15 protein-coding genes are annotated in these 19,863 nt (G+C 72.6%); 7 read left to right on the top strand and 8 right to left on the bottom strand.

What is annotated here, in order from left to right; genetic code table 11:
- Nucleotides 1-7: 7 nt before the first annotated feature.
- Both ACZ7LT_RS27370 and ACZ7LT_RS27365 read left to right on the top strand, forming a co-directional pair.
- The gene (locus ACZ7LT_RS27370; protein WP_471238866.1) at nt 8-1,348 is read left to right on the top strand and encodes a serine hydrolase domain-containing protein; all 1,341 of its coding nucleotides are present in this window, start codon (nt 8-10) and stop codon (nt 1,346-1,348) included.
- Nucleotides 1,349-1,567: 219 nt separating this feature from the next.
- Nucleotides 1,568-3,058 (top strand): DUF6056 family protein, encoded by a 1,491-nt coding sequence (locus ACZ7LT_RS27365; protein WP_471238768.1) that lies wholly within the window; start codon nt 1,568-1,570, stop codon nt 3,056-3,058.
- Here the strand turns inward: ACZ7LT_RS27365 and ACZ7LT_RS27360 are convergent.
- The 3 genes from ACZ7LT_RS27360 to ACZ7LT_RS27350 all read right to left on the bottom strand — a co-directional run bounded on the left by ACZ7LT_RS27360 (nt 3,033) and on the right by ACZ7LT_RS27350 (nt 6,215).
- Nucleotides 3,033-4,007: a glycosyltransferase family 2 protein gene (locus ACZ7LT_RS27360; RefSeq protein ID WP_471238767.1), complete on the bottom strand. Its 975-nt coding sequence runs from the start codon at nt 4,005-4,007 to the stop codon at nt 3,033-3,035. The two genes, ACZ7LT_RS27365 and ACZ7LT_RS27360, sit on opposite strands and share 26 nt — an antisense overlap.
- 59 nt (nt 4,008-4,066) lie before the next feature.
- The gene (locus ACZ7LT_RS27355) at nt 4,067-4,783 is read right to left on the bottom strand and encodes a TSUP family transporter (RefSeq protein ID WP_471238766.1); all 717 of its coding nucleotides are present in this window, start codon (nt 4,781-4,783) and stop codon (nt 4,067-4,069) included.
- A 97-nt stretch (nt 4,784-4,880) separates the two neighbouring features.
- Nucleotides 4,881-6,215, bottom strand: a complete 1,335-nt coding sequence (locus ACZ7LT_RS27350) for a serine hydrolase domain-containing protein (protein ID WP_471238765.1) — start codon at nt 6,213-6,215, stop codon at nt 4,881-4,883.
- Nucleotides 6,216-6,423: 208 nt separating this feature from the next.
- Between ACZ7LT_RS27350 and ACZ7LT_RS27345 the strand changes: the two genes are divergently transcribed.
- Complete coding sequence (locus ACZ7LT_RS27345; RefSeq protein ID WP_471238764.1) at nt 6,424-7,665, top strand: Tm-1-like ATP-binding domain-containing protein; 1,242 nt, start codon at nt 6,424-6,426, stop codon at nt 7,663-7,665.
- Here ACZ7LT_RS27345 and ACZ7LT_RS27340 read toward each other — a convergent pair.
- Both ACZ7LT_RS27340 and ACZ7LT_RS27335 read right to left on the bottom strand, forming a co-directional pair.
- Nucleotides 7,655-8,338, bottom strand: a complete 684-nt coding sequence (locus ACZ7LT_RS27340) for a class E sortase (protein WP_471238763.1) — start codon at nt 8,336-8,338, stop codon at nt 7,655-7,657. The genes ACZ7LT_RS27345 and ACZ7LT_RS27340 overlap by 11 nt on opposite strands.
- Nucleotides 8,339-8,604: 266 nt before the next feature.
- Nucleotides 8,605-11,289 carry an FAD/NAD(P)-binding protein gene (locus ACZ7LT_RS27335; RefSeq protein ID WP_471238762.1) on the bottom strand — a complete coding sequence of 895 codons (2,685 nt, stop codon included), beginning with the start codon at nt 11,287-11,289 and terminating at the stop codon, nt 8,605-8,607.
- Between the two features lie 149 nt (nt 11,290-11,438).
- Here ACZ7LT_RS27335 and ACZ7LT_RS27330 point away from each other — a divergent pair, with 149 nt between their 5' ends.
- Nucleotides 11,439-11,918 carry an RrF2 family transcriptional regulator gene (locus ACZ7LT_RS27330; RefSeq protein ID WP_471238761.1) on the top strand — a complete coding sequence of 160 codons (480 nt, stop codon included), beginning with the start codon at nt 11,439-11,441 and terminating at the stop codon, nt 11,916-11,918.
- 133 nt (nt 11,919-12,051) lie between these two features.
- Nucleotides 12,052-13,506, top strand: a complete 1,455-nt coding sequence (locus tag ACZ7LT_RS27325; protein WP_471238760.1) for a flavin monoamine oxidase family protein — start codon at nt 12,052-12,054, stop codon at nt 13,504-13,506.
- Here the strand turns inward: ACZ7LT_RS27325 and ACZ7LT_RS27320 are convergent.
- Nucleotides 13,486-15,435 carry a chorismate-binding protein gene (locus ACZ7LT_RS27320; RefSeq protein WP_471238759.1) on the bottom strand — a complete coding sequence of 650 codons (1,950 nt, stop codon included), beginning with the start codon at nt 15,433-15,435 and terminating at the stop codon, nt 13,486-13,488. The genes ACZ7LT_RS27325 and ACZ7LT_RS27320 overlap by 21 nt on opposite strands.
- A 153-nt stretch (nt 15,436-15,588) precedes the next feature.
- Between ACZ7LT_RS27320 and ACZ7LT_RS27315 the strand changes: the two genes are divergently transcribed.
- Together ACZ7LT_RS27315 and ACZ7LT_RS27310 are read left to right on the top strand one after the other, a co-directional pair.
- A complete protein-coding gene (locus ACZ7LT_RS27315) occupies nt 15,589-16,785 on the top strand; it encodes an FAD-dependent monooxygenase (protein WP_471238758.1) in 1,197 nt (398 codons plus the stop codon).
- Nucleotides 16,786-16,795: 10 nt separating this feature from the next.
- Nucleotides 16,796-17,257 (top strand): MarR family winged helix-turn-helix transcriptional regulator, encoded by a 462-nt coding sequence (locus tag ACZ7LT_RS27310; protein WP_471238757.1) that lies wholly within the window; start codon nt 16,796-16,798, stop codon nt 17,255-17,257.
- A 7-nt stretch (nt 17,258-17,264) separates the two neighbouring features.
- On the opposite strand, the gene ACZ7LT_RS27305 is transcribed toward ACZ7LT_RS27310, so the two are convergent.
- Both ACZ7LT_RS27305 and ACZ7LT_RS27300 read right to left on the bottom strand, forming a co-directional pair.
- Nucleotides 17,265-17,492: a tautomerase family protein gene (locus ACZ7LT_RS27305; protein WP_471238756.1), complete on the bottom strand. Its 228-nt coding sequence runs from the start codon at nt 17,490-17,492 to the stop codon at nt 17,265-17,267.
- 11 nt (nt 17,493-17,503) lie between these two features.
- Nucleotides 17,504-19,807, bottom strand: coding sequence for an ATP-binding cassette domain-containing protein (locus ACZ7LT_RS27300; RefSeq protein WP_471238755.1), 2,304 nt, complete (start codon nt 19,805-19,807; stop codon nt 17,504-17,506).
- Nucleotides 19,808-19,863: the final 56 nt, after the last annotated feature.

Below are 19,863 nucleotides of genomic sequence, written 5' to 3'. Positions count from 1 at the left end.
GGCCGGGATGCTGATGCTGCCGGCCACGGCCGGCACCGCCTACGGTCAACAACCGAGCCCGGACGTGACCAGCCCCGCCTCTCCCTCCCCGGGCGGCGACTTCCCCGAACTCACTCCGGCTGTGGCCGCACGGCTGGACGCGGCGATCCGCCAGGTCATGCGCGAGGCCGACATACCCGGTGTGATGGTGAGCCTGTCCGCCCCGGGCAAGGGCCGGTACATCAAGTCCTTCGGGGTCGCCGACAAGGAGACCGGGCAGCCGATCGAGCCGGATATGTACATGCGGATCGGCAGCCTGACCAAGACGTTCACCGTCACCGCCATGCTCGAACTGGTCGACCAGGGCAAGCTGGGCCTCGACGATCCGATCTCGAAGTACATCGACGGGGTCCCCAACGGGGACAACATCACCCTGCGCAACCTGGCGGGCATGCGCAGCGGGCTCTTCAGCTACTCGATGGACGAGGGCTTCTACAAGGCGCTGACATCGAATCCGGATCGGCCCTTCACGCCCCAGGAGCTGCTGGACTTCGCGTTCAAGCACCCGAACCAGTTCGAGCCCGGTGCGCGGTTCGACTACTGCAACACCAATCTCATCCTGGTGGGGCTGGTCGTCGAGAAGGTCGGCGGCATGCCGCTGAACGAGTTCATCGACACGAACGTCGTGAAGCCGGCCGGGCTGCGGCACACCGTCTTCCCGCTGGACGCCACGTTCCCCGAGCCGCACGCCCACGGCTACACCAACCAGACGGAGTCCGGGCAGGTCGAGGACTCCACGAACTGGAACCCCTCCTGGGGCTGGGCGGCCGGGGCGATGATCTCCCAGCTCGGCGATCTGCACAGCTGGGCCCGTACGCTCGCGACCGGCACCCTGCTGACGCCTAAGACGCAGGCCGAACGCCTCAAGGCCCTCCCGACGGGGATCTCCGGCGCCGGCTACGGCCTGGGCCTGTTCAACGTACAGGGCTGGATCGGCCACAACGGCTCCCTGCCCGGGTACGAAGCGGTCACCATGTATCTGCCGGAGGAGCAGGCGACCCTGACGGTGATGCTCAACACGGACATCCTGCAGGGCGAGATAGAGCCCAGCACCCTCCTCGGCCAGGCGATCACCCGCATCGTGACCCCAGACCACGTCTACAACCTCCCGGTGCCCACCATGCCACGGCACACGGCGTCCCCGGCGTCCCCGGCGTCCCCGGCGTCCCCGGCATCCCCGGCATCCCCGGCATCCCCGGCATCCCCGGCATCCCCGGCATCCCCGGCATCCCCGGCATCCCCGGCGTCACCCACGGGACCCTCGCCGACGACTCCGCCGACCGCACCCGCGCCCTCGCCGTCGCCCTGACGCCGAATCAAAGACCGTTTGTCCCGACCCGGTCCCGGGCCGTGCTGTGAGCAGTGCCACAGCGTGGCCCGGGCTCGAGGTCGAACGGGCGGTCCAGTAGGCCACGCCGGGGCCGCCCTTCAACGCGTCAACCGCCCAGGAGGTAGAACGGCAGAGGCCGGTTCACGCTCCACCGGACGCGGACCGGACGACCGACCCCGAGAGGAAGTGACGCGGACGATGGCCGTCGACGTAGCCAGTGGCGCCCCCACCCAGGACCAGCAGGGGAGTCCCGGCCCGCGGCGACGGCCGCCCACGACGAGCGCCTGGGTCCTGGCCCTGTCCCTGTTGCCGCTCGGGCTCCTCGCGGCGGCCTCCTGGCTCGGCCGCCACGTACGCCCGAGCGCCGACGAGTGGTGCTTCCTGCCGGTCGTCCGGGACCACGGAGTCCTCGGCCTCGTCGAGCAGTTCTACGTCACCGACAACGGCCGCCTCGCCAACGGCCTCCTCGTCGGGCTCTACGCCCAGCACCCCGTCGCCGGGCACGAGTGGTTCGCCCCCGTCAGCGGCCTGCTGACGCTCGGTGTGCTGTGGGCCCTCGTCGCCCACCTCCTGCGCCGGGCCGGGCAGCGGGCGCCACGCGGAGTGCCCCTGCTCGTCGCCGCCATGGTCACGGCCGTCTTCCTCTTCGCGACCCCCAACACCTACAAGACGTTCTACTGGCCCGCCGCCTCCGTCTCCCACACCCTCGCCCCCGTCCTCGCCTGCGCCGCGGCCCTGCCGCTGCTGCGGGCCAGAAGCCGCCGCGGCAAGGCGGCCGCGGCGCTCGCCGCCCTGGCGGCAGGGGTGTTCCTCGGCACGCTCTCCGAAGAGGCGTCTCTCGTCTGCCTCGTCGTCCTCAGCGGCGTCGTCCTGCTTGCCCACCGCCTCCTCGCCGAGCGGATCCGGCGATTCGCCCGGCTCTGGGCCCTGCTGGGCATGGCCGGCATCGGCATCGGCACGCTCCTGCTGGTGACGTCCCCCGGCTCACGCAACCGCCGCGAGCGCTACGGCGCCGAGACCGTCTCCATGCTCGCGCCGGAGAGCCTGTCCGCCTCGCTGCGCGCCTACGGACAGATCCTGGAAACGGTCCTGACGACCTGGCAGTACACCGGCGCCGTGGCGGCCGGAGTGCTCCTCGGACTGCTCGCCCGCCCGGCTCGGAGCGCCGGGCACGCCGCCCTGCTGCGGCCCCGGCCCTGGCTGTGGACCGGCGTCGGTACCGCCGCCTTCCTCGTCTCCGGCTACCTCTGCACCGTCATCACCTACCCCGTCTTCGGGGAGCGGGTGGTCACCACCGAACGGACCTGGAACGACTACCTCCTGCTGTACGTCCTGCTGCTGACGGGCGCCGGCGCGCTCCTCGGGCGGGCGATGCGCAGAAGCGTGCCGGAGACCGGGATCCCCACCGCCCTGGCCGCCGCGGTGTGCGCGCTCTGCGTCCTCGGCCTGGCCATCCCGCTGTACGACCTGGGACAGGACATGAAGGTGCGGGCGCAGCGCTGGGACCGCCAGGACGCCTCGCTGCGCGCCGGGGCGGCGCGGGGCGCGACGGTGCTGCCGTACACGCCCGTGAAGGTCGCGAGGATGCTGGAGCCGTTCGGCGACAACGGCCGCCGGGCCTGGCCGGCCCAGTGCGTCGCCGACTACTACCACCTGGAGCGGGTCACTCGCGGGACACGGACTCCGTGACACGCGGCGCCGGCGGGCGGGCGGCCGGCGTGTCGCTGGACTCCCGGACCACGTAGTGCGGCCGGCGTTTCGCCTCGTGGTAGATCCGCCCGACGTACTCGCCGATCACCCCGAGCGTGGCGAGCTGGATGCCGCTCAGCGCCACGACGGCGGTGATCAGCGTGGCGTAACCCGGTGTGTCGACCCCGTGCAGGACCACCCGCGCGAGGATCCACAGCGCGTAGGCGAGGGCGGAGAGGAAGAGCCACAGGCCGGTGTGGATCGCCAGGCGCAGCGGGCGGGTGTTGAAGGAGAGCAGGCCGTCGATGCCGTAGTTCAGCAGCCGCCGCCCGCCCCACTTGGATGCCCCGGCGGCCCGCCGGACGTTCCGGTAGCTGAAGCTGACGGTGTCGAACCCGATCCAGGAGAAGAGCCCCTTGGAGAACCGATTGCTCTCGGGGAGGGTGAGCAGGGCGTCCACCGCGCGTCGCGACAGCAGCCTGAAGTCGCCCGAGCCGTCGACGACCTCCACGTCCATGAACCGGCGCACGAGCCGGTAGTACCCCCGGCTCAGCGCGGTGCGCACCGGCCCTTCGCCGGTACGGTCGCGCCGGGCGACGACCTGGTCGTAGCCGAGCCGGTGCAGCTCCAGCATGCGCGGCACGAGCTCCGGCGGATGCTGGAGGTCGGCGTCCATGAGGACGACCACCTCTCCGCGGGCCATCCGCAGCCCGGCGAGCATCGCCGACTCCTTGCCGAAGTTGCGGCTGAAGGAGGTGTAACGCACCCAGGGGTCCGCCTCGGCGAGCCGCCGCAGCCGCTCCCCGGTGGCGTCGCCGCTGCCGTCGTCGACGTAGCAGACCTCGAAGGCGACCCCGGTCGGCCGCAGAGCGGCGACCAGCGTGCCGTGGAACGCGTCGATCACCTCGCTCTCGTCGAAGCACGGAACCACCACCGACATCTCGACCATCGCTCACCCCATGGACGCCATCCCGGGCGACCGCCCGTGGATCAAGGATGACGACGGGGTCAGAGCGTGGCCAGCAGCCGCCCCGTGTAGCCCACCATCACGGCCCAGAACAGACCGGTGTAGCCGCGTTCCCCGATCCGGGTGTTGAAGCGGCGGCCGAGGAAGGTGGCGGTGAGCATCAGCGGGACGCAGACCAGGGCGACCAGGTAGTCCCCGCCGCCCAGGAGCGAGGCATCGGTCCAGATCGCCGTCTTGGTCACGTCACCGACCAGTGAGGTCAGCGACAGCGCCCCGACGAGATGCAGCCGGTCGAGGCCGAGCCCGCGGACGGCGAGCCCCTTCAGGGGCCCGGAGGTGCCGCTGAAGCCGGACGTCGCGCCCGAGGCGAAGGCGAGGACGGGGGAGCCGATCCGCCGCCAGCGGGTGAGGTCGAGCGACTCGACGAGGAACGCGACGACGAAACTGACCATCACGGCGATGGCGACGGCCCGTTCGGGCGCGGCGACCAGCAACTTGGCGCCCAGGAAGGCGCCGAGGGCCACCAGCACGATGACGGGGGCGGCCTTGCGGTACGGCAGTGTCCTGCGGTACGCGGCGACCTTGACCACATTGTTGGCGGCCAGCAGCAGCGCCGCCAGCGCCACCCCGGACTTGGTGCCGAGGACCAGGGCCAGGGTGGGGACGAGAATCAGACTTCCGCCGAAACCCGCCGCGGCGGACACCGTGAAGGCGGCGAACACCGCCGCGAGGACGACCGGGATGAGGTACGGCTCCATCGGCGTTCTCCAGATCGAAGCTTTCGCCGTCCCTCTTCCCACGATGAGCCGTGTGCCCGGGATCCGCCACCGGGCCGGTGGCGGATCCCGGCGCGGATCAGCGACGCAGCTGCTCGGGGCCGACCAGCCGCTGCTGGATCAGCGGCGTGGGCGTGGAGAGTGCCGCCGCCGAGCTGCGCGGCGCGGCGGGCTTCTTCGCCCCGGCCAGGGCGCCGTCGATGTACTCGAACAGGGCGGCGCCGATCGGGTCCGGCTTGGGCTTGCCCTGCTCGTCGAAGCGCTCGTACTTCATCAGGTTCCAGCCGATCGAGACCTGGCGGCGGCCGTTCTCGGTCGACAGCGACCATGTGCCGGCGCCGAAGACACCGCCGTCGTGGCCCCAGTACCAGCCGCTCGGCATCTTCAGCGTGTAGATGCCGAGGCCGTAGCGCATGCCGACCTCTTCGCCCGGCTCGACCTCGTGGGCGGGCACGGTCGTCTTCATCTCGCGCAGCTCGTCGCCGCCGAGCAGCTTGCCGCCGAGGAGCTTGCGGTAGAAGTCGTTGAGGTCGTCGACCGTCGACACCATCGCACCGGCCGTGCCGCCCCACGACATGTCGTAGACGCTGTAGTCGCGGGCGGGGTCGATGTAGCCGTAGAACGACTCGTACATCTTGGAGTGCGGGCCGGTGATGCGCGGCGTACGCGGGAAGTACGTGTGCTTCAGGCCCGCCTTGCGGATGACATGGCGGGTGATGTACGTCTCCGGGTTCTGGCCCGTGACCTTCTTGAGCAGCAGTCCGGCGAGGATGTAGTTGGTGTTCGAGTAGGAGTGCTTGCCCCGCTTCGCCGGGGACGGCGCGGCCAGACCCAGGCGGGCGAGCTCCTCGGGGGCGATACGACGCAGCCGGTGCGCGTCCAGGGACTTGCCGGGATCCTCCAGCAATCCGGGGAAGGCGGGGAGTATGTAGTCGCCGATGCCGCTGGTGTGGTTGAGCAGCATCCGCACGGTCACCTTCCGGCCGCGCTCGCCCTTCACCAGCTCCGGCAGATAGCGGCCGATGGGCGCGTCGAGGTCGATCTTGCCCTTGTCGACCTGCTGGAGGACGGCGACGGCGGTGAAGGTCTTGGTGATGCTGCCGATCCGGTGCTCGAAGTCGGGCCGGGTGGGGCGCTCGGTGTCGCGGTCGGCGATCCCGGTGGCACCGCGCCACCGGTCCGAGCCGTCCCGGACGGATGAATAGGCGCCGTACATCCCGGCCTTGTGGATGGCGTCCAGCGACTGGCGCAGCGCGGCCCGGTCGAGCCCCGCGTAGGCCGAGACGGCGGCCGCGGGCGCCGGGGCGGCGGGGGAGGCCTGGGCCGGGAGGACACCGACGGCCAGGGATAGCAGCGTGACCGAGGCCACCGCGGCGAGGCGGGCCGGCCGGCGGCCCGGAGAGGCAAGGCGCATGAGAAGGTCCTGTCTGATCGGCTCGTGCACGTGGAACCATCCTCAACGCCCCTCGAACGTCCGGCCGTCCACCCTCGGAACGATCTTTCTCATACAGCGGCATGACATTTGTCATTTCATGACGCCGTGTCAGATGCTGTCGTGCCCGCGTGGCGTCCTGACGCCAGCGCCCTTGTGGGGGACGGGAGTTCCCCCGGACAGTACGTTCATGGCGACCGTTGTGCTGGTGGGCACCCTCGACACCAAAGGGCTCGAGTACGGATGGCTGCGGGAGCGGCTGCTGCGGCGCGGGGTCGACGTCACGGTCGTCGACGCCGGAGTGATCGGCGACCCGCGGATACCGGCGGACGTGCCGCGCGCCGAGGTGGCGCGGGCGGCCGGCGCCGACCTGGAGCGGTTACGGACCGAGGCGGACCGGGGCGCCGCGGTGAGCGTGATGGCACGCGGCGCGGCCGAGACCGTACGGCGGCTGCACGGCGAAGGCAGGCTGCACGGCGTGCTGGCGCTCGGCGGCAGCGGCGGTACGTCGATCGCGACCCGGGCCATGCGCGAACTACCCCTCGGCGTACCGAAGTTGATGGTTTCCTCGATGGCCTCGGGCGACGTCTCCGCCTATGTCGGCTCCACGGACATCACCATGATGTACAGCGTGGTCGACATCGCCGGTGTCAACCGGGTCTCCGCCCCCATCCTCGCCAACGCCGTCGACGCCGTCGCCGGGATGGCCCAGGGCTTCGCCGCCACCTCACGCGCGGAGGTCGCCGGTCCCCTGGACGGCGCGGGTGGGCGGCCGCTGATCGCGGCCAGCATGGCGGGGGTCACCACTCCCTGCGTGGACGCCGCGCGCGAGCGGATGACAGAGCACGGCTACGAGGTGCTGGTGTTCCACACCAGCGGGGCCGGCGGGCGCACCCTGGAGGCGCTCGCCGGACAGGGACTCTTCGCGGGCGTCCTGGACCTGACCCTGAGCGAACTGGCCGACGACCTCTGCGGGGGCCTCCTCACGGCCGGCCCCGACCGGCTCACCGCCGCCGGGCGCCGGGGAGTGCCGCAGGTGGTGAGCCTCGGCGCGCTCGACATGGTGAAATTCGGCCCGGCCGACACCGTCCCGGCCCGGATGAGCAAACGCCACATCCGGGTGCACAACCCCTCCGTCACGGTCGTACGCACCACCCTCGACGAGTGCGCCGAGCTCGGCCGACGCGTCGCCGCGAAGCTGCGGGCCGCCACCGGGCCGACCGCGGTGGCCCTGCCGCTGCGCGGCCTGTCCACCCTGGGTGCGCCGGGCGGCCCGTACCACGACCCGACCGCCGACGAGGCGCTCTTCACGGCGCTGCGCGAGGGGCTGCGCGGCAGCGCCGTGGAGGTGGTCGAGAGCGACACGCACATCAACGACCCGGCCTTCGGCCGCGCGGCGGCGGACCTGCTGCACCGCCTGATCAGCGGCTGACCAGGACGCCGATCTTGTCGATGCGGTGCTCGGGGTTGCCCTGGGCGTCCCGCCAGAAGTTGCCGGCCGCGTTGTCCTCGGGCGTCGCGCAGGTGGAGAGCGTGATCATCGCCTTGGTGGGCCGCTCGCCCGGCTTGCCCGGGACCGCGGCCCGCTGCTCGGCCAGCGAGCGCTCGGACCGGAAGGAGGTCGTACGGGTGTCGGTGATCCGGTACTCGTACACCGTGCCGCCCAGCCGGACGAAGACGGAGTCGCCCTTCTTCAGGGCGGGCAGATCGCGCATCGGGCCTCCGGCGGAGAGCCGGTGGGCGGTCACCAGATAGTTGCCGATCTCGCCGGGTCCGACCCCGCCGCGCTTGCCGTACGGGCTCGCCGCGACGCCCCGGTCCTGGATCACCGTTCCCGCCCGGTCGTCGGTCGTTCCCTCGTACGGAACCACCTTCAGGTCCTTGATGCCGATCGACGGCATCGACAGCAGCGCCGTGGCGGTCCTCGGGTCGGGCGCGCTCGGCTTGGCGTCGGGGGCCGGCGCGGGCGGCGCGGCGGCCACCGTGGCGGCCGCCGACGCGGTGGTCAGCGAGGCCCTCGGGTCGGCCGCCGCGCCCGTGTCCAGGGCGGTGCAGCCGACGAGCGCGGCGACGGCCGCGGCGGGCAGGAGACGGGCTCTGCGCATGGTGCTCCGGTTCGGTGGCCGGGGGGAGACCGCCCGGCGGAGAGCTGCCGGCGGCCGAAGAGGTACACAACCACCGTAATCGAGGACCTACTCACCCGAAAGGGGCAACGGGTGGTCCGGCCGCACGGCAGCGGCCGGACACCCGAACCCCTCACTCGAAAGGAGTAACGCGGATCTTGCGGCCGGGACGGAGCCCGCCCGTCATGGACCCGGGAATCCCGCCGCAGCGGCAGCCGCTCCCCGCGGCCGGCGGGATCCTCGGAGGATCAGGGGCGGAGCGCCGCAAGCCTCCGGCTGTCCAGCGGCGAGGAGCGGCGGTCCAGCCGCTCCTCCAGCAGATGCCGGGCGGCGTCGCTCTGCCCCGCCTCCACCAGGGCGTACAGCAGCGTCTCCTCCACGATCTCGCGCTGCGCCGCGCTGCCGCCGACCCGCCGCAGCGACGGCAGCAGTGCCCGCAGACCCTGGACGGCGGCGGTCCACCGCTCCTCCAGGACGTCCTCCAGCGCCCGGCACAGCGGCGCCACGACCTCCCGCTGGACGGTGTCGGCCCGGGCCGCGTGGTCCCGCAGCCGCCGCAGCGCCGGCAGATCCCCGGCCGCGGTGAGCGCGACGGCGCTGTGCAGCGCCGTGAACGCCGTCGCGGGCTGCTCCAGCACGTCCCGGGCGACCGCGTCCAGCACCCCGTCCACCGGCATCCGGCCGCTCCAGTGGTGGCACATCCGGGCCCGCCACAGCAGCGAACCGGAGTCGACCAGCGCCCGCACCCCGTTCACCTGCCGGGGCGCGAGCTGCGCGAACCAGCGCCTGCGGACCGCCGCCGGATCGTCGAGCGCGAGCTCGTGCAGGGCCACGTGCCAGGAGAAGTGGGCGCGGTGCACCGCGCCGCGCCCCTGGTCGGCGATCCAGCCGTCGAGCCAGTCACGGCCCGCGTGGTGGTCGCCGGACTCGTAATGGACGTGCGCGAGGGCGTGCACGGCGTGACCGGAGGCCGGCTCCGCCGCCAGCGCCTGCCGGGCGAGCACCCCCGCCTCGTCGAAACGGCCCTCCTCCTGCCGGAGGAAGGCCAGCAGCGAGGTGTGGAACCAGTGGCCCTCGAAGGCGGGCGCGGTCCGCGCCACCAGCCGCTGGGCCAGGCTTCCGTCGAGGTCGCCGATGCCGGAGAAGGCGATGGTGGGCACCGCCGCGCTCAGCGCGAGGGCGTCGGCGGGGAAGCGTTCGAGATGGCCGATCAGGGCCTGGTCGCCGTCCAGGCCGCCGATCCGGCGGGAGACCACGTCGACGAAGGAGCGCTCCCGCTCGTCGCCGCGCTCGGCCGCGCTGCGCTGGGCGTCGGCGAGCGCCCGGGGCACGTCGACCTCCGCGCCGCACTCGTGCCCGAGCAGCGCGAGCGTGGCGTGGCCGAGCGCGAAGCCAGGGTCGAGCTCGGTGGCCCGGGTGAAGGCCTCGGCGGCCTTGCCGCGGACGGTGACGACCCGGGCGAGGCCGGTGCGGTAGGAGGCCGCGGCGGCAGCGTGGGTCGACAGCGGCAGCCCGAACTGGTCGGTGGGGCGGCGCCGCGTCGGCCGTACGGGCGTGGCCAGCGGGGCGAGGACCGCCTCGGCGACCGCCTTGGCCTGGGTGCGGATCTCGGGGATCGCGGTCGTCTCCCACAGCTCGCCGCGGCGCGGCGAGCCCAGCGTGAACAGCGGCCGATCGGCGACCCGCCCGGCGTCGAGCAGCCGCCCGTCGTCGGTGGCGACGCCGATGCCCAGCGGGCCGGGCACGGCGAGGCCGTCGGCGAGCAGTCCCGCCCACAGCGGATCGCCGGCGGCGTCCGCGCGCAGGCCGGGGCCGGTGCAGTCGACCACCCGGCCCACGTTCAGTTCGCGGCCGTCGGCGAGGACGACGGCGAGCCGGCCGTCGTCGAGGGTGTGGGCGGAGGCGACCCGCCCGGCGTGGATCCGCAGCCGGCGCGCGGCCCGGGCCCGGGCCACCGCCTCGGCGGTGGTGGGGGCCATCCGGTGCCGGTGGGTGTTCCAGAGGGTGGCGTCGCGGCCGAGGAACTCGGCCCGCTCGTCGTCGCTGAGCCCCTGCCACAGGCCCACGAGGTGGGGGCGGAGCCCGTCGAGGGCGGGTCGCCAGTCGCCGTGGTCGCGCAGTGCGGCGGCGAGGTGCCGGCGTAAGGCGGTCCGCAGGCGGCCGAGCGGCAGCCCCGCGAGGCCGGGCGGGGCGGGCAGCGGCGGCAGGGGAGCCACGGCGTGCGGCTGGGGGAGCAGACCGCTGCGGGACAGTGCGTGCACCGTACGGCCCGGCCGGTCGAGGACGAGGGCCAGGTCGACGGCGGTCAGGCCGCTGCCGACCAGCAGGACGTCGTCCGAGTCCGGGACCGCGTCGAGCGCTCCGGGCGCCCAGGGCCGGGCCACGAACCGGTCGGATGCGCGCAGCCCGGGCGGTGCCCAGGCGGCCGTGGCGGGTGCCGGACCGGTGGCAAGCACCACGCTGTCGGCCCGCAGCACCGATCCGTCGGAGAGTGCGAGTTCGAACCGTCCCGCGCCGGCCCCGGCGTCGGCGCACCGGGTGACCGTGGCCCGCAGACGGCGCACGGCGACCGTGCCATGGGCCGTGATGATGGCCCGGCCGAGCGTGTCGGCGAGGTAGGAGCCGAAGCGGTAGCGGGAGGCGAAGTCGGCGGCGGTGACGGTGGGTTCGCCGTGGCGGCAGAGCCAGCGCCGGAAGTGGCCGGGGTCGTCCGGGTAGGCGCTCATGCCGCCCACCGGGACGTTGAGCCGGTGCTCGGGTGCCTCGGTGGCGTACGCCGTGCCGCGGCCCGCCTCCGCGGCCGGGTCGATCAGGACCAGTTCGAGCGGGGTACGTCGGCGTGCCGCCGTCTCGCAGAGCTGTACGGCGACCAGAGCACCGGCCGCGCCGGCTCCGACGACGGCCACGGTGGGGCGGGGAGGAGCGGGAACCACGGATACCTCCGACTCAAAGGCGGGTGGTGCACATGAAGTTCACTATGTAGATGAACAATGTGAAGTGACAACCCCGCGTCGGCGTGGCGGTCGTTTCTCGCCACTTGGGCATCTCGTGGGCCGGGGACGAGTCATGAGACATTGAGCCGGTGAGGATCTCAGCGCGAACGGACTACGCCGTACGGGCCATGGCGGAGCTGGCCGGCTGCCCCGACCGGCCGCTGAAGGCGGAGGACGTCGCGGGCCGTCAGGACATCCCCGTCCGCTTCCTCTTCGTCGTCCTGAGCGAGCTGCGCCAGGCGCGCCTCGTGCGGAGCGTGCGGGGGCCCGACGGCGGCTACGCCCTGACCAGACCGCCGACCGAGATCACTCTCGCCGATGTCATCCGCGCCATGGACGGGCCCCTGGTCAGCGTGCGCGACCTGAAACTGACCGGGCTCTCCTATCAGGGCGCGGCCGCCCCGATGCCGGACGTCTGGCGGGCGGTGCGCACCAGCCTGCGCCAGGTCCTGGAGGGCACCACGCTGGCGGACCTGGCCTCCGGGGCCCTGCCCGAACTGGTGCGGGACCGGGCCCGGATGTACACCGACGACGTACGGACGTATCCGCCGCACGCGGACCCCCACTGAAGCCATTCACTCGCCCATCGCTTGCAGATCGCTTGTCGTTCGGAAAATGATTCACCTTCCCCATGGTCAGTTCTCGCGTATATAGTTTCCAGCCGTTAACGATGCACGAGTGTGCGCGAGCGAGGAGACGGGTATGCGAGAGGCCACACCGACGGAAGTACGCCGCGACTTCGACAGCGGCATGCCGGACCTGCGGCTCCCCCGGTCCGTCGTCGTCATCGGCGCCGGGCTCTCCGGGCTTGCCGTCGCGTACGAACTGGCCAACCGCGGCTGCGACGTGACCGTCCTGGAAGCCTCCAGCCGCGCCGGCGGACGCGCCTACACCCTGCGCGAGCCCTTCGCCGACGGGCTCCACGCCGAGGCCGGCGCCATGACACTGACCCCGCACTGCCACTACGCCATGCACTACCTGCGGGAGCTGGGCGTGGGCCTGGAGACCGCGGACCTGGTCGGGACGACGTTCTCCTACTTCATGGGCTCCCGCTTATTCACCCCCGACCGGGAGTCGCTGGAGCAGGCCGGACTCCCGCTCGCCCCGCACGAGAAGACCCTCGGCGTCGAGGGCATGATCGACCGCTATGTGCGCGACACCTACGAGGCGCTCCAGCCCGACATCACCGCGCCCGACTGGACCGTCACCCCGCTGCTCGCGCCCTACGACCAGCGGTCCGTCTACGAGGTCCTCACCGACCGGGGAGCATCCGCGGTCGCCGTCGACCTGATGGAGCCCCACTTCCTGGAGATGCGCGGCGGCGACCTCAAGACCGCGTCCGCGCTGTCCTGGCTGCGCCACGAGGCGAGCCCCCACTCGCTGACCAACGCCGACCCGCGCTGGTCGAAGGTGAAGGGCGGCACCGACCGCTTCCCGCAGGCGTTCGCCGAGCGGCTGAAGGACAGGATCCGCTACCGCAAGCCAGTGGTCCGCGTCGAACAGGACGCCGAGCGGGCTCGGGTGACCTTCCTCGACCAGGGCCGCCTGCAGACCATGGAGGCCGAACGGGTCGTCGTCACCGTCCCCTTCAGCGCCGTCCGCCACATCGACTTCACCGACGCCGCGCTCTCGGACGCCAAGCACGACGTCATGCGCCGGGTGAAGTACTCCTCGATCGTCCGCGTCTACCTCCAGATGCGCAGCCAGTTCTGGCCGCAGCGCAACGCCAGCTTCTCCACCGACCTGCCCGTGCGCTGGATCCGCGACGCCACGCCCCAGCTCCCCGGCCCCCGCAAGATCCTCGAATGCCTGATGACCGGCTGGCGGGCCCGCGCGGTCGCCGTCATGTCCGCGGAGGAACGGCTGCGCTTCGTCCTCGACCAGGTCGAGACGGTGCTGCCCGGCGCGCGGGACCACTACGAGACGGGCACCTCGGTCGTCTGGGACCAGCAGCCCTACATCGAGGGCGCCTACATCCTCCCCGAGCTCGGCCACAGCGCCCTGATGCCGGTCATCCGCCGCCCCGAGGGCCGTATCCACTTCGCAGGTGACCACGCGGCCTTCGAGCCCAACGGCGGCTCGATGACCTTCGCCCTGGAGTCGGCCGCGCGCACCGTCCTCGAACTGGGCCGCGGCTCAGACCAGCAGGAGCCGTAGGAGATCCGCCCCGTTGGTCGTGATGACCGATTCCGGACGGAACTGATAACCGGCCACCCGCGGGCCCGTGAAAGCCACGAGCTCGCGGTGGTCCGCTGAGCGCCAGAGCCGGATGCCGAGCCGGCCGGCCACCTTCTCGCAGTGGTCGGCCGGCTCCACGGCGCAGGCGTCGCTGAAGGCGGCCGTGACCCGCAGGCCGTGCGCGTCGACCGTGCGGCGCACCACCTGGCTGGAGCGGGCGACCGGCGCGCCCGCCAGCCCCAGTTCGCGGGCGAGCACCTGAAAGCCGGTGCCGATGCCGCTCACCGCGGGCCCGCCCGCCGCCGCGCCGGCCAGGAGCGTACGGGCCAGAGCGCGCAGGGCCGCGTCCGGGGTGTCCGGCCGGCCCGGTCCGGGGGCCAGCACGATCCGGCCCAGGTCACCGGGCAGCGAGGCCACCTGGACCTCGTCGTACCGCCGTACCTCGACGGCCCGGCCGAGACCGCGCACCATATGGGCCAGGACCTCGGTCTCCTCCTCGCCGGAGTCGACCAGCAGCACCGCGTCCGCCGCCCGCCTCCTGACCGTCGGCCGGGCGAACCCGCTCCAGAACGTGGAGAGTTGTCTGCGGCGCAGATCCAGCTCCTTCGCGACCCGGTCGTCCAGGGCGAGCGCGGCGGCGGTGTCCCGGTCGGATGCCGCGGTCTCCTCGGGGGCGGCCGGGCCGGGCGGGCCCGGCCGCAGGGTCGACAGCAGGGCGGCCGCCTTCGCGCGGGTCTCCGCCGTCTCCGCCTCCGGGCTGGAACCGGGGCCCAGCGTGGCGCCCACCGACAGCCGCAGCAGCCCGTTCCCGTCGATGTCGAACGTCCGGATCACGGCGGCCGAATCCAGCTCCTCCCAGCCCTGGGCGTCATGGCCGAGGAGCGCGATGGCGCCGCCGTAGTAGCCGCGGCCCGTCGGCTCCCGGCGCCGGACGACCCGGCACGCCTCCGCGAACGGGCGGCCGACCGCGGTCGAGGCGAACATCGTCCGCGCCAGGGTCTGCCGCGCGGACAGCGCCGCCGGTCCGCTGATCCGGCACTCGCTGTGCAGCAGGTGCGCCATCGGCCGCAGCCGCGGGCCGTCCACCCGGACGCCCTGCCCGGTGACCCGGCAGAGCAGGGCCAGTTCCGCGTCGACGGTGGTCGCCAGCTCCTCGGACTCCTTGGGGTCCTGGAGGAAGGAGAGGAGACCGGCGAGGTCCGCCCCGCCGGGCGGGTAGCGGTACGTCCCGCACATCGGGTTCATCACGACCCGGCCGCGCTCGATCCGTACGTGTCCCTGCGGGGTGGCGCCGACCAGGGCCCGGCCCCGCCGGCCGCCGGTGTGCACGGCGAAGGTCCAGTGCGCGCCCGCCTCGGCGGTGAGCAGTCGGCGGAACAACTCCAGGGCCAGCGCGGGCCGGTGGTCCCGCAGCCGCGCGGTGTAGTCCCGGCGGATCAGCACGCTGAGCCCCTCGCGGGCGACCTCGGTGGAGACGACGTCCCGGACGAGTGCGGCGTACTGCCCGTCGTCCGTCTCGAAGCCCGCGTCGTCGAGGGTGAGCGTGGTGGGCGGCAGGGCGGCCGCCAACTCGGCGGTGGGCAGCGCGTGATGCTCGGTGATCCGCAGGACCCGTAGGGGGGTGCCGTCCTGGTGGCACTCAAGACCCCGCTCGGCGAGGCGGTGGTACGGCAGCAGCGCCAGCGCGTACGGCCCGCCGCCCGGTGCGGGCGGTGACTGCGGGATCTCGCCGACCGTGCCGACACTCGTCATCTCCCCGATCAGCACCTCCACGGGCGGCGGCCCGTCGGCTCCCGGGCGGTGGCGGCGCAGCAGCGCGAACGGCGGCGGATCGGGGCTCAGCAACCGCTCGACGAGCGCGGCCGTCACCGCAGAGAACTTGCCATGTGTGAAGTAGTCGGAAATCAAGATGGCTCAGTCATCCTTAACCAACGGGGACATGGCCGCCGCGCCCAAGATTCACGCGGGAAGATAGTTTCCTGTCGGATAAGATGTTAGCTTGACCACGATGCAGGGACCAGGGGGCCGCCGATCTTCGCCGTGCCCCGGAAGTGAGGTGTCATGCGGATCGCGGTGATCGGCGCCGGCCCCGGCGGGCTCTATACGGCCTCGCTCGTCAAGCGCCTCCTGCCCCGGTACGAGGTCGACGTCTGGGAGGCCCAGGCCGCCGACGAGACCTTCGGCTTCGGGGTGGTGTTCTCGGACGGGGCCCTCGGCGGCATCGAGGCCGCCGACCCCGTCCTCTTCTCCGGTATAACCAGCCACTTCGCCCGTTGGGAGCGGATCGACGTCCACTACCGCGGCGGAACCGTACGCAACGAGGGCTACGGCTTCTCGGCGATCAGCCGCCGCACCCTGCTCCGGCTGCTCCACGAACGGTGCGCCGCCCTCGGCGTGCGCCTGCGCTTCAGCACCCGGGCCCGCGACCCGGACGAGCTCTCCGCCGCCTACGACCTGGTCGTCGCGGCGGATGGGGTCAACTCCGCGACCCGCACCCGCCACGCCGGGTGGTTCGGCACCGAGCGCGGCGAGCGCGGCGCCCGCTACATGTGGCTCGGGACCGACCGGCCCTTCGACGCGCTGACCTTCGCCGTCACCGAGACGCCGTACGGCCCGATGCAGGCCCACGCCTACCCCTACGCCCCGGGGCGCAGCACCTTCATCGTCGAGGTCAACGAGGCCGTGTGGCGCGCCGCCGGTTTCGCCGACTCCGTCCACCGCCCCGAGCCCGAGGACGGCAGCAGCGACGAGCGCTCCCTCGCCAGGGTCGCCGAGCTGTTCGCCGACGTCCTCCAGGGGCACGGTCTCGAAGGCAACAAATCGCGCTGGGGCCGGTTCACCGTCGTACGCAACCGTCACTGGAGCCACCGCAACATCGCCCTGCTCGGCGACAGCGCGCACACCACCCACTTCTCCATCGGCTCCGGCACCAAGCTCGCCATGGAGGACGCCCTCGCCCTCACCATGGCGCTACGGGACCACGCCACGGTCCCCGAGGCGCTCGCCGCCTACCAGGCCGAGCGCGAGCCGGCGGTGGCGGCGATGCAGCGCACCGCCATGACCAGCCTCGAATGGTTCGAGGAGATCGACCGCTGCGTCGGGCTCGACCCGGAGGTCTTCAACGCCCATCTGCTCACCCGCAGCGGGCGGCTCACCCACCGGGACCTGCCGCCGCACGACCCGGACCGCATCGCCCTGATCCGCCGCCGCTTCGCGGACGCCGACGGCGGCCGGTCCGCCGTCACCGCCGCCCGGTGAGGCGGGGCGGATGAGCGGGCCGACCGCCGAGCCGCCCGAGAGCGGCCCCGGCTCCCTGGCCGACGCCCTCTGCCACCTGCAGTGCGTGCTGGTGGCCCGGCGCAGCCGCGCCGATCCGCAGGCGATCAGCTGGGCCCAGTACGACGTACTGGACACCCTCGGCCGGCGCGGCGGCATGGCGCCCTCGCAGCTCAGCGCATCCCTCGGGGTGTCGCGTCCCAGCATGTCCAAGACGCTGCGCTTCCTGAAGGACCGCGGGCTCGTGGCCCAGACCGTCGCCGACGGCGACCGGCGGGAGCTGACGACCACCCTCACCGACGAGGGGGCCGCGCTGCTGCTGCGTGCGGCCGACAACCGCCGGCAGATCGCGGCGCTCGCCACCGGCGCCCTGACCCCGGGGGAGCGGAGCCTGTTCACGGAACTGTGCGAGAAGGTCGCCGAGGCGCTCTACACGGGGCGGGGCGGGGCCTGAGGGGAGGTCAGGCGCGGCTCTCCCCTTGCGCCTCGGCCCCCGCCTCCCGCCGCGCCTCGGCCACGCTCCGGCCGCCCACGAACCAGCGCTCCGGCGCGCACTCACCGATCGTCACCCGGATCGCCTCCCTCGGCGTACCGAGCGAGGCGTGCACGGCCTCGGTGACGGCGCGGCCCAGCGCGTCGATCTCCTGAGCCGTACGGCCTTCGAGCAGGGTGACGTGGATGAGCGGCACGGGGCGTCTCCTTACGGGGTGGTGGACGGGGCGTAGTGGGTGAGGTCCTCGGCGAGGGAGCGCGCGGTGTGGGATCCGTCCGTGTGCAGCAGCTGGGCGGGGGTGCCTTCGAAGACGACCCGCCCGCCGCCCCGGCCGGCCTCAGGTCCCAGATCGATGACCCAGTCCGCGTGCTTGACGACATCGAGGTCGTGCTCGATCACGACGACGGTGTTGCCGCCGTCCACGAGCCGGTCGAAGAGGGTCAGCAGCCGCTTGACGTCCTCCATGTGCAGTCCGGTGGAGGGCTCGTCGAAGACGTAGACGCTGCCGGTCTCCTTGAGGCGGTGGGCCAGCTTGAGCCGCTGCCGCTCGCCGCCGGAGAGCGTCGACAGCGGCTGCCCCAGGGTCAGGTAGCCCAGCCCCACCTCGGTGAGCAGGGCCAGCTTGCGGCGGATGCCGGGGTCGGTGAAGAACCGCGCGGCCTCGTCGGCGGTCATGGCGAGGACGTCGACGACGGTCCGGCCGTTCAGGGTGTGCGCGAGCGCCTCGTCGTTGAAGCGCCGGCCCTCGCACCGCTCGCACACCGTCGTGACCGGATCCATGAAGGTGAGATCGGTCTCGATCACGCCCTTGCCCTGGCATTCGGGGCAGGCCCCGGCCGAGTTGAAGCTGAACAGCCCCGGATCGGCCCCGGACGCGCGCGCGAACAGCCGCCGTACGGTGTCCATCACCTCCGTGTACGTGGCCGGGTTGGACCGCATCGACACCCCGACCGACGACTGGTCGACGACGACGGCCTGCGGATACTGCGCGGTGAAGACCTTCGAGACGAGCGTGCTCTTGCCCGAGCCCGCGACCCCGGTCACCGCGGTCAGCACCCCGGTCGGGATGTCGACCGTGACGTCCCGCAGATTGTGCAGGCCGGCGTCGCGGACGGTGAGCGCTCCCGTCGGGGTCCGTACGGCCGGCTTGAGCCCCGGTACGGTCTGCAGGCTGCGGCCGGTCGGCGTGCCGGACGCGCGCAGCCCCGCGAGCCCGCCTTCGTAGATCACCTCGCCGCCGTCGCTGCCGGCGCCCGGCCCCATGTCGACGACATGGTCGGCGATCTCGATCACGTCCCGGTCGTGCTCCACCACCAGGACGGTGTTCCCCTTGTCGCGCAGGGCGAGCAGGATCTCGTTCATCCGCCGCACATCGCGCGGATGCAGGCCGACGCTGGGCTCGTCGAAGATGTAGGTGAGTCCGGTCAGGCTGCTGCCCAGGTGCCGCACCATCTTCAGGCGCTGCGCCTCGCCGCCGGAGAGGGTGGTGGTCTGCCGGTCCAGGCTCAGATAGCCGAGGCCGACCGCCTCGACCCGGCGCAGCGCGGCGAGGGCCCCGTCCACCACGGGTTTGACCGAGGGCGCCTCGATCCGGGCCAGCCGCCCGATCAGATCGCTGACCTCGAGCGCGGCGTGGTCGGCGATGTTCTCGCCGTCGATCCGGGAGTCGAGGGCTGCCTTGTTGAGCCGCGCGCCCCCGCATACCGCGCAGGGGCCCTGGGTCACCACCCGCTCCACGGCGGCGCGTTCGCCCGCCTTGAGGGAGTTCAGACCGGACTTGAGGTACCGGCGCGTGAAGCGGGTGACGATGCCCTCGTACTCGTTCTTGTAGACGCCGTTGCGGCCCGCCCGGTCGACCTTGAACCCCCCGCCGTACAGCAGGAGTTCCCGGTCCTTCGCGCTGAACTCGCGCAGTGGGAGGTCCGGGTCGAAGAGGCCGGACTCGCCGTACAGCTGCCATTGGAAGGTGCCCACCGCGAAGGCGGGGAAGCCGATGGCGCCTTCGTTGAGGCTCTTGTCCTCGTCCAGCAGCCGGTCGAGGTCCAGCCGGACCGTGGAGCCGAGCCCCTCGCACTCCGCGCAAGCGCCCCGCGGATCGTTGAAGGAGTACATGTGCGACGGGCCGGCGCTGGGGGTGCCGTGGCGGGAGAAGAGCACGCGCAGCATCGGGTGGATCTCGGTCATCGTGCCGACCGTGGAGCGGGCGTTGCCGCCGACCGGCCGCTGGTCGACCACGATGGCCGTGGAGAGGTTCTCCATCACCTCGGCGGCGGGCCGCTCGTACTTGGGCAGACGGTTGCGGATGAAGGCCGGGAAGGTTTCGTTGAGCTGGCGCTGCGACTCCACGGCGATGGTGCCGAAGACGACCGAGGACTTCCCGGAGCCGGACATGCCGGTGAAGACGGTCAGTTTACGTTTGGGGATCCGCAGGCTCACTCCCTTGAGGTTGTTCTGCCGCGCGTCCCCGAGAACCATGTAGTCGTCCCGGTCCGCCTCCGGGTCAGCCGTCATGACGAGCCTCTTCCCTGCGCGTTCTCTTACGCACCCAAAGTGGTTTCCAATTGGAA

Source organism: Streptomyces sp. NPDC039465, assembly GCF_055639315.1.
The sequence above is the reverse complement of the archived record's forward strand: the minus strand, read 5'-3'. Positions and strand labels throughout refer to the sequence as shown.